Raw genomic sequence first — 13,222 nt, 5'->3', positions numbered from 1 at the left:
GGGATTTATTATGAAAAAAATTGGCGATTTTGATATTTATGTAGGTACTAAAGAAGAATATGAGCTTGCTAAATCAAAGGGTATGAAAATTGTTTGTGCTTTAAACAGAGCAAATGGCTATGTAACCCACCAATCTGTTGTTGGTTGGAGTGGCAGGGGATGCAACAAAGATAACCCTTACTACTTATTCAAAGAAACGGAGGAAGCGATTTATTTAAATATGATTGATGGTGATAACCCTGCATATGTAAGTAATGAAATGATCGATCCTGCGTTAGGCTTTATAAAAAGAGCTTTAGACAATGAAGAAAAAGTATTTATCTATTGCAGCTTAGGTGAATCTCGAAGCCCATCTATTGCTTTAATGTATTTACTTGAAAACGGTTTAATAGATAGGGAAGACGCGGATAAAGTATTTCGTGAAAACTACTACAGTGAATATAAGCCTAAATTTGGAAACTTGGGCTACATTCAAAAACGGTGGTTATAAATAGAGTGTTATAAAGCCCAATACCCGTTAGAGACTAAACTCCTTGATTTATACTCTTAAGTGATTTAAATTTATAAATAAGCATATTTTATATGCTTATTTATAACGCGAAGAAATTTCACTATTTAATTAAGTTCAGAACATTCTACCTATCACTTTCACAGTGAAAAAACAGGCGCTTACGGGCTGCCTTCAATACGTAACGAGGTACATACACGTATGTGTATGCAATTAAGCCATATCTATGTGGCGCATTTCTTCGCTTCTTTAACGTATTGGAGATTGTTATGCCTGGATATATTACCGCTCAACAAGCAGCTGCTTATTTAAGCTGTTCTACTCAACATATTTATAATATTCGTAATAAAAGTAAAGCCGCTTTAAAAGCGGGGGATCAGCAGTTGGCTAAAAAACTTTCGCCTGAAAGTATTAAGTTAGGTAACAAACTATTATTTGAAAAGTCGACTTTAGATACTTGGCTTCGAAAGTATGGTGACCGCACATAGCTTGCTAATATGGCAGGCATAAAAAATTACACTTCTTGCCTGCCATGTTGATTACTTTTGACATAGGTATTTTTATTATGAATTCAGCATTACAGCCATTAGTGGTTGAGAATAAGTGTGCTCAGTTGCTTTTAACACAAAGATTATTTCAAACCACACCACCTAGAACACTTAGTGCAGATATAAAACATGAAGCACGTTATCGGTATGGTGAGTTAGCGTTAAAAACTCATAAATATATTCAAATAAACCCTAAAAACATCGTGTTTTGGTTGGTTTTTGACATTGATGATGAAAACACTTTCAGCTGGGAAGATAAGTTATTACCGCCACCGAATATAATTGTAAGTGGTTTAGACCGAGCTGATAGCTCTAAAGTAGTTGGTGGCGCGCATCTATTTTACGCAGTTCAATTTGTACCTTCATCAAATGCATCGCGTGAAAAACCAGTCAGGTTTTTAGATGATGTAAAAAAGGGGATGACATTGCTATTAGGCGCTGATGCAGACTATTACGGCCCTTTGAGTAAAAATCCTTTAAATTCGAGTTGGAATACATCTTTCCTTCATGCACATGAATACAGTCTAAATGAATTAAATAATTATTTAACAAAGGTGACAAAAAAACGCCGATATGACTTTGATTGGTCTTTAGTTGCTGAGTCGCGAAACTGTATGGTATTTCATGAACTCAGATTCATAGCATATGAACGCATTAATTATGCGAAAGAAAATTGGACATATGAGCAATGGGAAAGTCATTTATTTAATATTGCTCAGTCGTGTAATGAGTTCAGTTCGTCAGACCTTCCTAAAATCCACCCATTAAACCACTCCGAATTGAAAGGGATTGTTAAGAGTGTGGCTAATTTCACTTGGTTTAAATATAGCTCGTCAAATAACCGTGGGAGAGCCGGACTATTTTTACTGCAAATTAAGATCGTAACTACAAAACTTGCTCAACAGCAGGGGGCTAAGTTTACACACAAAGCACGTAGAACAAACACAGAGGAAAAAATTACTAAAGCAATAACGAAGATACAAAGTGAAGGGAAAAAGCCTTCACAGGTGCTTATAGCCAACGAAATAGGAATGACTCGACAAGCTGTTGCTAAATATAAACATCTACTAGAAATATGTTAATTATGCTGCACATCAGGGTATTAGAAAATAAGATAGGGCATGATGTTACATATTAGAGTTATTTATCTAATAACTACATATGAGAGAGCTGAATTAGCTGTAAGTAGTGAAGCTACATATATGCTACATGTATTAATAATATTTATTGTGCGTGTAGCAATGTGTATTTTATTTAAATTATAAGTACTTAATATTTAAATGAATTAAATGGTCGGTATGGAGAGATTCGAACTCTCGACCCCTGCCACCCCATGACAGTGCGCTACCAAGCTGCGCCACATACCGACGTTTTATGCAATAGTACGTGTATTTTTTTAAAAATCAATAAGCGATTGTTTGTTTGGGTGTTTATTACGCAAGAGACCTAAAAAGGCACTCTTGCGGTGTATTAATTGGCTAGTCTTTATTTAACCACTTTTTGATCGAGTCATACATCTCATCTCGTATTAATGGTTGGGCTTTTTTGTTAGGGTGTAAACTATCGTTTTGCATTAGCTCAGGTTGACCAGCAACATCGAGCATAAAAAAGTTCATTAAATGCGCATTTGTTTCTTCGCTAACGCGCGAGAAAGTGTCTGTAAACATTTTGCTGTAACGCGGACCGTAATTAGGGGGAATGTAAATCTCCATTAAGGCGGTCATCGCATTAGCTGCTTGGCTTTTTTGAATAAGAGACGTTAAGTTAGTTTGCATTTTTTTAACTGGGAAACCACGTAAACCGTCATTAGCACCTAGCTCAATAAGTACATGAGTGGGTTCGTATTGCTCAAGCAATGCATCTAAACGGCGTAGGGCTCCACCAGATGTTTCGCCACTAATACTGGCGTTGATAAGTTCAATGTCGGCTTGTTCGTCATCGTATTTATCTTGTAACAATTTTACCCAGCCTTCTTCTTGTTGAAGTCCGTAGGCTGCGCTTAAACTGTCACCGAGTATTAAAATCGTGTTGTCGGCTGCTGCGCTCAGCGGTTTGATAACTAAAAATAAAATGAATACTAAACGAAGGATTGAATGAGTCATATGTCAGCGCTTTCTCAATTAAATATAATTCAGGTTAATGGTTTGTCTAAAGTAGTCTCTACCTTTGAAGGAGAGCTGCCCATCCTCAGTGACATCAGCTTTAATGTCAAGCATGGTGAGTCTGTTGCTATAGTTGGCACGTCGGGCTCTGGTAAATCTACGTTACTCAGTTTATTAGCAGGGCTGGATACTGCCACTAGCGGAGAAGTGTTTTTAGATGGCGAGCCATTACACAATTTAGATGAAGAAGAGCGTGCTGCACTGCGCGCGGCTAAAATTGGATTTGTGTTTCAATCGTTTATGTTAGTACAAAGCTTAACAGCACTTGAAAACGTGATGCTGCCAGCAGAGCTTGCTGGCGAAAGAGATGCGAAAGAGCAAGCAATTGCTTTGCTTGAAAAAGTAGGCTTGAGCCATCGAATTGATCATTACCCGTCGCAACTATCTGGTGGCGAGCAACAACGTGTTGCTATTGCGCGAGCATTTATTGGTACACCTAAAATACTGTTTGCTGATGAGCCTTCGGCTAACTTAGACAGCAAAAACGGTAAAATGATTGAATCCTTATTATTTGATTTAAATACGCAACATGGCACTACGCTTATTTTGGTGACTCACGATGAAGGGCTTGCACAAAAATGTGAGCATATTATTCAAATAGAAGCGGGTTTACTAGTAAAAAGCGAAGTAGAGGACGTTGCCGATGTGGGTTAAGTTAGCGCTTAAGTTATTTTCGCGAGAATTTCGACGTGGTGAGCTCACGGTTATAAGCGCAGCTATCGCTCTTGCTGTGTTAACCGTGCTTACACTGTCTATGGTTACTGAGCGAATAGGGCAAAGCATTGCGCAAAAAAGCAGTGCTTTTATTGCTGCAGACCGTGTACTTGCAAGCGATCATGTTCTGGACACCGCGTTTATTACTCAAGCACAAAGCCAAAATTTAAAAACGGCGCAAATGGTGTACTTCGACACTATGTTGTTTGCCAATGACGAAATGCAGTTTAGCTCAGTAAAAGCGGCATCTAATGCGTATCCGCTAAAAGGGCAGTTAAAAGTTAAAGATACCCTTACAGGTGAGACTAAAGTTGCCAGTAGCGGACCAACGCCTGGTAATGTGTGGCTAAGTGAATCTGTATTTTACAGTTTAAATATTGATATAGGCGCGCAAGTAGAACTTGGCGCTGCATTATTTAATGTTTCAAAGGTTATAGTAGAAGAACCTGATGCGCCATTTAATGTATTTTCCAGTAGCCGTCGTGTGCTTATTAATATTGATGATGTGGCAAAAACCGAAGTTGTGCAACCGGGTAGCCGTGTTTATTACCGCCAACTTTATGCGGGTAATGAGGCTGACATAAATAGCTTTTATGAGTGGCTTAAACCACAAATAAAAGAAAACCAACAATGGTACGGCGTTAAAGACCGCCAATCACCTATTTCAAATAGTTTAAACCGCGCAGAGAGCTTTTTATTACTAGCCGGCCTATTAGGTATTATTTTAGCTGCAGTGGCTATAGCGGTTTCAGCAAAACGTTATTGTGAACGCCAATACGACCCAGTAGCGATGATGAAAACGCTAGGCGGTAGCCGCTCAATGATCCGCAAAATATACATGCTCCATTTATTGCTTGTATGTGTAATGGCGGTAAGTATTGGGTTGTTAATTGGTTATGGCTTGCAAGAAATAGCAACAAGTTACTTATCAAAAAGTATGGGTACAGAGCTCCCTTTAGGTGGCTTTAAACCTTGGCTGGTGGCGATAAGCACTGGCGTAATTTGCGCCGTTATGTTTTCTATTAAACCGTTATTTGATTTATTCGATATTCCACCGCTTAGAGTGCTGCGCCGTAACTTAGGTGACAAGTTGGCAGTTAGTCGTGTTCATTTAGGTATGAGTGCGCTAACCGTGTTTTTATTAATGTGGTTATTTAGTAACAACATAAAAATAACGCTTATTTTGTTTATATCAACACTTGCGCTAATTGGTGTGTTGTTTTTGGTGTCTAAATTAATATTTGGTGGCGGTCGAATGCTCGGCTTAAAACCGGGTAACAGTTGGTCGCTTGCAATTGCGTCTATTCAAAAGCGTGCAAACGTAAATGCGGTACAGTTAATTAGTTTTTCGTTAGCAATTAAATTACTGCTGTTTTTAGTGGTACTTAAAAACGACATGATATCTGATTGGCAGTCGCAGCTACCAAGCGACGCGCCTAATGCGTTTTTAGTTAATATTACGCAAAATGAGCTTGAGCCAATTAATGAGTATTTGGCACAAAAAGATATTCAGGTATCAGAGTTTTATCCCACTATTCGTGGGCGCGTAAATGCGGTGAACGGCGAGTTGGTAGCGCGTTCCGTATCACTGCAAGACAACGAGAAAAAAGACGAAGAAGCACGTGCAGGTATTGGCCGTGAGCTAAACCTTACGTGGCTTAAAGATGTGCCTGATCAAAATGAAGTAACACAAGGCGCGTGGTTTGGTGAAAATGCAACAGCCGAAGCCTCGGTAGAGGAGTCGATGCTAGAACGTTTAGATGTTGAGATAGGCGATACGCTTACATTTTTAATTGGTTCGCAGTCGTTCGACGCTAAAATCACCAGTGTGCGCAAAGTAAATTGGGCCACGCTTAAACCTAACTTTTTTATTATTTTAAGCCCCGATGTACTTGCAGATTTTCCCGCAACGTATATTTCATCGGTACGTATAAACCCTGATCAAAAACGTGACTTCAGCCAGTTATTACGTACTTACCCTACTATTACAGCGATTGATATTGATAACTTTGTTAAGCAAATACAAACTACTATATCGCAAGTCTCTCTCGCCATTGGCTTTGTACTGGCTATTGTTGTGCTGTGTGGCGCGCTTGTACTTATATCGCAAGTGCAAGCTAGTTTAGGTGAACGTATGCAAGAAATTGTAATACTCAGAACGCTTGGCGCTAAAAGCCGATTAATTAAAAATGCGACCTTGTATGAGTTTTTATTACTCGGTGGTTTAGCTGGCTTAGTCGCTGCATTTTTTAGTGATATAGCGCTTTTAATTGTGCAGCAACAAATGTTTGATTTAGCCGGTAAGTTACACCCGCATATATGGATTATTGGTCCGGTAGCTGGCGGCGCTTTTGTGGCAGGTTTAGGCTATTTAATGATTGCCAGAACACTTAAACAAAACACTCAAGGGTTAGTGCGTGCCCTAGGGTAAGCTTAAACTAACATGCTCCTGTAAATGCCCACCTAGTTTGTGGGCATTTTTGTTTTTCTTTGTACTGGTAATTTATACAGTGCTCTGGCATTATTAGCGTAATTTAAAAATAACAATAATGAGAATGCAAGTTTGGCCATTATTTTAGGGATCGATCCTGGTTCACGTTTGACCGGATATGGCGTTGTTGCCCACCAAGGTTCTAAATTTACATACTTAGGCAGTGGCTGTATTAAGTTAGCCGATCATCCTTTTCCGATTAGACTTAAAATGATCTACCAAGGCATTACACAGCTTATTGAGCAGTTTTCGCCAGAAACCTTTGCCATTGAAAAAGTATTTATGGCGCACAACCCCGATTCAGCTTTAAAACTAGGCCAAGCTAGAGGCGCTGCGATTGTTGGCGCTGCAATGGCCGACTTACCCGTATTTGAATACTCAGCTAGGCAAATTAAGCAAGCAGTAGTAGGCAACGGTGGCGCAGATAAAACACAAGTGCAACACATGGTAAAAAATATTTTAAAACTACCCGGTACGCCACAGGCCGATGCAGCGGATGCACTCGCTATTGCGATGTGCCACGCCCACTCAGAACAAAATTTAATTAAACTAGCGGGCAGCGCAAGCAAAACCGTTAGAGGACGTTTAAGGAAATAATTATGATAGGCCGCTTAAATGGTATTTTAGTCGAAAAACAACCACCAGAAATATTACTCGAAGTAAGTGGTGTAGGTTACGAAGTACAAATGCCAATGACCTGTTTTTACGATTTACCAAAAATTGGTGAAAACGCGATTGTTTATACGCACTTTGTAGTGCGCGAAGATGCTCAGTTATTATTTGGTTTTAATAATAAAGTTGAGCGTGCTTTATTTAGAGAGCTATTAAAAGCAAATGGCGTAGGGCCAAAACTTGGTTTAGCTATTTTGTCGGGTATGTCGGCTAAGCAATTTGTGAGTTGTGTGAATAACGAAGACTCAACATCGCTTGTTAAATTACCGGGTGTAGGTAAAAAAACAGCCGAGCGCTTAGTACTCGAAATGAAAGACAGATTAAAAGATTGGGGCAATGATTTATTTACGCCATTTAGTGATAGCGCAGTAATAGAGCCAATGAGCGATGCCACAATTGCTAATAATGCAGCAGACGATGCCGTATCAGCACTGCTTGCGTTAGGTTATAAATTGCCACAAGCTCAAAAAGCAGTAAAATCGATAAGTAAACCCGATATGTCTACTGAGGTTCTTATTAGAGAATCTTTAAAATCTATGTTGTGAGTAACCCATGATTGAAGCGGATCGCTTAATTGATGCGACTGAAAAAACAAATGAAGACTCTATAGATCGTGCAATAAGACCAAAACTTTTAGCCGACTACAGAGGCCAGCCTCATGTTAAGCAGCAAATGGAAATTTTTATTGAAGCTGCCCGAACCCGTGGTGAAGCGCTCGATCATTTATTAATATTTGGCCCACCTGGGCTTGGTAAAACCACGCTTGCAAATATTGTAGCCAATGAATTACACGTAAGTATTAAAACAACATCAGGCCCTGTACTTGAAAAAGCAGGCGATTTAGCCGCACTACTTACCAATTTAGAAGAAGGCGATGTACTGTTTATTGATGAAATACACAGATTAAGCCCACAAGTTGAAGAAATACTCTATCCGGCAATGGAAGACTACCAGCTTGATATAATGATTGGTGAAGGCCCAGCTGCGCGTTCTATTAAATTAGACTTACCTGCATTTACACTTATTGGTGCAACCACACGAGCAGGCTCTCTTACATCGCCACTGCGTGACCGTTTTGGAATTGTGCAGCGATTAGAGTTTTATTCTGTAGAAGATTTATCGCACATAGTAGGGCGCTCTGCACATTACCTTGATTTAGAGATGTGTGACGATGGCGCTACCGAAATTGCACAGCGCTCACGTGGCACACCGCGTATAGCTAACCGCTTATTGCGCCGTGTTCGCGATTACACTCAAGTAAAATCTGACGGCACAGTAAACGCCGATGTAGCTAAGCAAGCCCTTGATATGATTGACGTAGATAAAAGTGGTTTTGATTATATGGACCGCAAGTATTTACTCGCCATAATCGAAAAATTTATGGGCGGCCCTGTTGGGCTCGACAATGTAGCGGCTGCTATTGGCGAAGAGCGCGAAACAATAGAAGATGTGATAGAACCATTTTTAATCCAGCAAGGATTTATTCAGCGTACACCACGTGGGCGCATAGTGTCTGACAGCGCATACCATCACTTTGGTTTACTTCCTAAAAAAGACTAGCCTATATACTTTACTTGCTGTGGTTTATTGCACAGCAGGTAATTGACTTAGTATCGCTTTCTTTCAAATATTTATACAGGTTGGCATTTCACCTAAAATCTCAGCACACTGTTGCAAGTGTTATTTTAAAATACTTATACGCTTTATAGTTAACTGTTAATTCACAGGGCGTTAAGACTAGCGAAGCTATCCTGCGTACCATTCAAACTAGTAAACGAATTACTTATTGCAAATTAGGTAAGGCAATTATTAGTTTATAAATAATACCAATCTGTTTATATATGGGGTCCACTTAACGTTAAGAAAATTACGCTAGAACTAGGCAAAAATTTTTGTATCTATTTGTTCTAAATAAAAAATTTTTAACGACGTTATAGTGCAATTTAATTCGTTAAATTGATCAAAGATTTATGCAGGTTGGTATAAAATATGTAGCGCACTAAATTGCAGGCAAAAAAAAGCCCGCAAAAAATGCGGGCAAACAACAAGTTGAAGGAAGTAATCCAGGGAACTACGTTTTACTAAATTTGGTTTTATCCAGATAGAGTAAAACAATGTAATACGATAAAATATCCTATTACTAAGAACTTGGCTTAATGAAACTATCTCATTCAGTGCGCTAGCTCGGTATGGGAGAATAATACGTAAGTTTACTTTTTTGTTCAAACTAGAAAATTTGTATTTTCAGATTAGAAAAACTAATTTAGTGAATTTTATTGTTGTTTGAATCTTGTGCGTTAATTAATCGTTAAATTTATAAGTTTATGAAATTTATAACTTAAGTAATTTGTTTCGTTATAGCTCGGTATTAGTTTTACTATTATGTGCAGGTGAGGCTTATAGGTTTTGAGTGTTTATGCTCTTATTTTGAATAAACGGCGCATTTTATGACGTTTCATGTATATATTTACGCATATTTATAGTTAGCGAGCTTAGTTAAAAGATTAAATAAAATACTGAGGCAAAGGGAAATGCCAACTAAAGCTGTTTTTTAACGTTTTTTGTTGCCTATTCATAGCAATACCGTTGTCAGCTTGAAATGGACTAGATACACTAGATGCAACTTTTGACCGTGTAAGCGGTCATATTTACACAAATTAATCAATTTGCCGTATTTTGAAATTACTTAGGAGTTTAACGTGGGATCAGGGCTTAATTTTTTAGATCTAATTTTAGAAGCAAGTTTGCTTGTTCAATTAGTAATGTTAGGGCTAGTTGCCATGTCTGTAATGTCGTGGACAATTATATTTCAACGTAAAAAAGCAATATCGGATGCACTATCAAATGCTAAGAAGTTTGAGCAAAAATTTTGGTCGGGTATTGATTTAAGCAAATTGTATAACGAGATATCGTCACGCAGCGGTCAGTCTCAAGGTATTGAAGCATTATTTACTTCAGGCTTTAAAGAGTTTGCTCGTCATAAAAAGAATACGTTTCAAAGTGCGAGTATTGTTATGGAAGGTACGCACCGCTCTATGCGTGTTGCGCTTTCTCGCGAAATTGAAAAAATGGAATCTAGCTTATCGTTTTTAGCAACGGTCGGCTCTATAAGTCCGTATATCGGTTTGTTTGGTACTGTATGGGGCATCATGAATGCCTTTATTGCACTAGGTGAAGTTAAGCAAGCTACATTACAAATGGTAGCACCTGGTATTGCAGAGGCTCTTATTGCGACTGCTATGGGTTTATTTGCGGCTATTCCTGCAGTTATTGCTTATAACCGCTTTTCAAATAGTGTTGAAAAGCTTGAGTCTCACTATATTAACTTTATGGAAGAGTTTGCTAATATTTTACACCGTCAAGCAGCTACACAAATAGAGGCACAAGCGAATGTATCAGCGTAAAAAGCGCCGTCCGGTCGCAGAAATTAATGTAGTACCTTACATTGATGTAATGTTGGTACTACTTATTATATTTATGGCTACAGCACCGCTTATTACACATGGTGTAAAAGTTGATTTACCTAAAATGGAAGAGTCTGATTTAGTTGATACTAAAGATGTTCCCCCCATTATTGCTTCAATAGATGCAGAGGGTAAATATTATGTGAGCGTAGGTACCGATCCTGAAGAACCTATGGAGGCACTTGACGTTGCTGCGGTTATAAAATTACAGTTAATGAAAAATCCTGATGTACCAGTTATGATTAAAGGTTCGGGTAAGGTGTCATATCAAGAAGTATTATTACTAATGGATTTTTTGAAAAATGCAGGCGTACCGTCAGTAGGGTTAATGACTGAATCCTTTGAGGGGAAGTAACTGTATGAATAGTTCAGTAGTAAAATCGATAGTGCTTCATTTAGGTATTGGTGGTTTTTTGTATGCGTCTGCAAACATTCATCCGCCAGCGCCTAAGGTAATGGAAGTAACGCTTAATTCGGCTATTCCAAGGCCAGATAAAGCAGTATCGGCTGTTACAGTTGATCAAAAACAAGTTGAGCAAAAAATTGCTGAACTTAAAAAGAAAGAAAAAGATAAAAAAAATGCAGAAGATAAACGTATTCGCGATTTAGAGCGCAGAGCGGCAAATGCGCGTAAACAACGTGAATCAGAAGCACGTAATATTAAAAAGTTAGAGCAACAGCGTAAAGCTAAAGAGAAAGAAAAAGCGCAAGCCGAGGCAGAAGCTAAAAAAGCACGCGCAATTGAGAAAAAAGAGCGCGCTAAAGCTAAGCAAGCCGAAAAGCAAAAGCAAGAAGCTGAAACTGCGGCAAAAGCAGCAGCTGATAAACGTAAAACCGAAGAAGACGCACTTAAAAAAGCAGAGGCTGCGCGTAAAAAACGTGAAGAGGAAGCTAAAGAGCGTGCAGCAGAAGCAGAACGTAAGCGCCAGCAAGCGATGCAAGAGCAAATGTTACAAGAGCAACTTGCCAAAGAGCAGGCTGCCCGTAGTAAAATACGTCAGCAACAAGTGGTGAGCGAAGTTGATAAGTACCGAGCATTAATTATGGCGCGTATTCAGCAAAACTTACTGATTGATCAAAAAATGAAAAACCAACAGTGCCGAGTCAATATTCGTTTAGGCTTTAATGGTTTAGTAACGCAAGTTAAGTCATTAGGTGGCGATAAGTTAGTATGTGAAGCTGCATTAAGAGCAGTACGCATGGCCGACACATTACCGGTATCTAAAGATAGAGACGTATTCGAACAACTTAAGAATATTAACTTAACAATCAAGCCAGAATTTTAAAGGAATGATATGTTCAACAAAATAAAAATAGCCTGTTTAATTTTACTGTTTGGATTTCAAGGTGTTGCTAATGCAGCGCTTGAAATTGTAATAACAGAGGGCGTAGACGGTGCAAGGCCTATTGCGATAGTCCCTTTTAAATATCAAGGTGTTGGTCCAATACCTGAAAAATTAAGCGGTGTTATTGCTGCTGATTTAATGCGCAGTGGTAAATTTAAACCTGTAGAAGTGGCACAAATGCCGCAACAGCCAAGTAAAGACAGCGAAATTGATTACGCGTCTTGGGTTAATAAAGGTGTTGAAGCTATTCTTGTTGGTGAAGTAGAGCAACAAACTGATGGCCGTTACTTAGTACGTTATGAGTTAATTGATGTGATCCGTGGCCAAATTACCGGTGGCAACACGCAAATGATGAGTAGTGGCAAACTAGTTAAAAGCCAAGCTCATGTTTTAGAAGCACGTGAAAGTGTTATTAGCGAAAGCGGTTTTCGTCGTTACTCGCACCGGATCAGCGATGTTATTTACGAAAAACTAACGGGTGAAAAAGGCGCGTTTTTAACTAAAATTGCTTATGTAATAGTACGAGATAATGACCCTAAACCTTATCAGTTAGTGGTTGCCGATTACGATGGTTTTAACGAGCAAGTATTACTTCGCTCAAAAGAGCCGTTAATGTCGCCAGCATGGTCACCAGATGGTACTAAGCTAGCGTATGTAACGTTTGAAAACCGTCAAAGCCAAATTTACATTCAAGACATATACACAGGTAAACGCGAAATTGTAGCAAGCTACCGTGGTATTAATGGTGCACCGCAGTTTTCGCCAGATGGTAAAAAATTACTGTTAGTGCTTTCAAAAGATAAAACAGGCGCAACAGAAGTTTACATGCTTGACTTGGCTACCCGTAAAGAAACACGCTTAACAAATCACCGTAGCATAGATACTGAACCATCTTGGTACCCAAATAGCCAAGATATTGTGTTTACATCTGAAAGGGGTGGTAATGCTCAGATTTATAAGTTAAATTTAAAAACAGGTAGGTCACAACGACTTACTTTTGATGGCGATATGAACCTTGCGGGTTCTATATCACCAGATGGAAAAGAATTAGTGATGGTTAACCGTACCAACGGGCAGTACCATCTTGCTAAGAAAGAGCTGGCTACAGGTGCGTTTCAAGTATTAACAAGAACACGCCTAGATGAATCACCGAGCATAGCGCCAAATGGTTCGATGATTATATATAGCACGCTTCATAATAATAAACAGGTACTTGCGCTAGTATCGATGGACGGCCGCTTTAAAGCACGGTTACCTGTGCTAGACGGACAAGTAAAGGCACCAGCTTGGTCGCCATACTTACAGTAATATTACTGG

General features: G+C 39.0%; 13 protein-coding genes and 1 tRNA gene. 12 read left to right on the top strand and 2 right to left on the bottom strand.

Features of this window, described 5'->3' with window-relative positions; genetic code table 11:
- Positions 1–10 precede the first annotated feature (10 nt).
- The 3 genes from EU510_RS05820 to EU510_RS05810 all read left to right on the top strand — a co-directional run bounded on the left by EU510_RS05820 (position 11) and on the right by EU510_RS05810 (position 2,138).
- Positions 11–490, top strand: coding sequence for a dual specificity protein phosphatase family protein (locus EU510_RS05820; RefSeq protein WP_149592643.1), 480 nt, complete (start codon positions 11–13; stop codon positions 488–490).
- Between the two features lie 287 nt (positions 491–777).
- Positions 778–996 carry a helix-turn-helix domain-containing protein gene (locus tag EU510_RS05815; RefSeq protein ID WP_008137059.1) on the top strand — a complete coding sequence of 73 codons (219 nt, stop codon included), beginning with the start codon at positions 778–780 and terminating at the stop codon, positions 994–996.
- A gap of 77 nt (positions 997–1,073) precedes the next feature.
- Positions 1,074–2,138: a replication initiation protein gene (locus EU510_RS05810; RefSeq protein ID WP_149592642.1), complete on the top strand. Its 1,065-nt coding sequence runs from the start codon at positions 1,074–1,076 to the stop codon at positions 2,136–2,138.
- Positions 2,139–2,346: 208 nt separating this feature from the next.
- On the opposite strand, the gene EU510_RS05805 is transcribed toward EU510_RS05810, so the two are convergent.
- Together EU510_RS05805 and EU510_RS05800 are read right to left on the bottom strand one after the other, a co-directional pair.
- Positions 2,347–2,423, bottom strand: a tRNA-Pro gene (locus EU510_RS05805).
- Between the two features lie 111 nt (positions 2,424–2,534).
- Positions 2,535–3,158, bottom strand: a complete 624-nt coding sequence (locus EU510_RS05800; protein ID WP_007580376.1) for an arylesterase — start codon at positions 3,156–3,158, stop codon at positions 2,535–2,537.
- Here EU510_RS05800 and EU510_RS05795 point away from each other — a divergent pair, their 5' ends adjacent.
- From EU510_RS05795 to tolB, 9 genes are all read left to right on the top strand, one after another.
- Positions 3,159–3,872 (top strand): ABC transporter ATP-binding protein, encoded by a 714-nt coding sequence (locus EU510_RS05795; RefSeq protein ID WP_149592697.1) that lies wholly within the window; start codon positions 3,159–3,161, stop codon positions 3,870–3,872.
- Positions 3,862–6,363, top strand: a complete 2,502-nt coding sequence (locus tag EU510_RS05790; RefSeq protein WP_149592641.1) for an ABC transporter permease — start codon at positions 3,862–3,864, stop codon at positions 6,361–6,363. The genes EU510_RS05795 and EU510_RS05790 overlap by 11 nt, the downstream gene beginning before the upstream one ends.
- Positions 6,364–6,495: 132 nt before the next feature.
- Positions 6,496–7,020, top strand: a complete 525-nt coding sequence (gene ruvC / locus EU510_RS05785) for a crossover junction endodeoxyribonuclease RuvC (protein WP_149592640.1) — start codon at positions 6,496–6,498, stop codon at positions 7,018–7,020.
- Between the two features lie 2 nt (positions 7,021–7,022).
- A complete protein-coding gene (gene ruvA / locus EU510_RS05780; RefSeq protein WP_002960647.1) occupies positions 7,023–7,640 on the top strand; it encodes a Holliday junction branch migration protein RuvA in 618 nt (205 codons plus the stop codon).
- A gap of 7 nt (positions 7,641–7,647) precedes the next feature.
- Positions 7,648–8,655: a Holliday junction branch migration DNA helicase RuvB gene (gene ruvB, locus EU510_RS05775; protein ID WP_039490135.1), complete on the top strand. Its 1,008-nt coding sequence runs from the start codon at positions 7,648–7,650 to the stop codon at positions 8,653–8,655.
- A gap of 1,139 nt (positions 8,656–9,794) precedes the next feature.
- A complete protein-coding gene (tolQ, locus tag EU510_RS05770; protein ID WP_149592639.1) occupies positions 9,795–10,499 on the top strand; it encodes a protein TolQ in 705 nt (234 codons plus the stop codon).
- Positions 10,486–10,914, top strand: coding sequence for a protein TolR (gene tolR, locus EU510_RS05765; RefSeq protein ID WP_149592638.1), 429 nt, complete (start codon positions 10,486–10,488; stop codon positions 10,912–10,914). The genes tolQ and tolR overlap by 14 nt, the downstream gene beginning before the upstream one ends.
- Positions 10,915–10,918: 4 nt before the next feature.
- The gene (gene tolA, locus EU510_RS05760) at positions 10,919–11,845 is read left to right on the top strand and encodes a cell envelope integrity protein TolA (protein WP_149592637.1); all 927 of its coding nucleotides are present in this window, start codon (positions 10,919–10,921) and stop codon (positions 11,843–11,845) included.
- 9 nt (positions 11,846–11,854) lie between these two features.
- On the top strand, positions 11,855–13,213 hold the full coding sequence (tolB, locus tag EU510_RS05755; protein ID WP_149592636.1) for a Tol-Pal system beta propeller repeat protein TolB: 1,359 nt from the start codon (positions 11,855–11,857) through the stop codon (positions 13,211–13,213).
- The last annotated feature ends 9 nt before the right edge of the window (positions 13,214–13,222 follow it).

Origin of the sequence: Pseudoalteromonas sp. FUC4, from assembly GCF_008370255.1 — a bacterium.
Lineage (GTDB): Bacteria > Pseudomonadota > Gammaproteobacteria > Enterobacterales > Alteromonadaceae > Pseudoalteromonas.
Note: the sequence above shows the minus strand (reverse complement) of the source record. Positions and strands in the feature narration are given on the sequence as shown.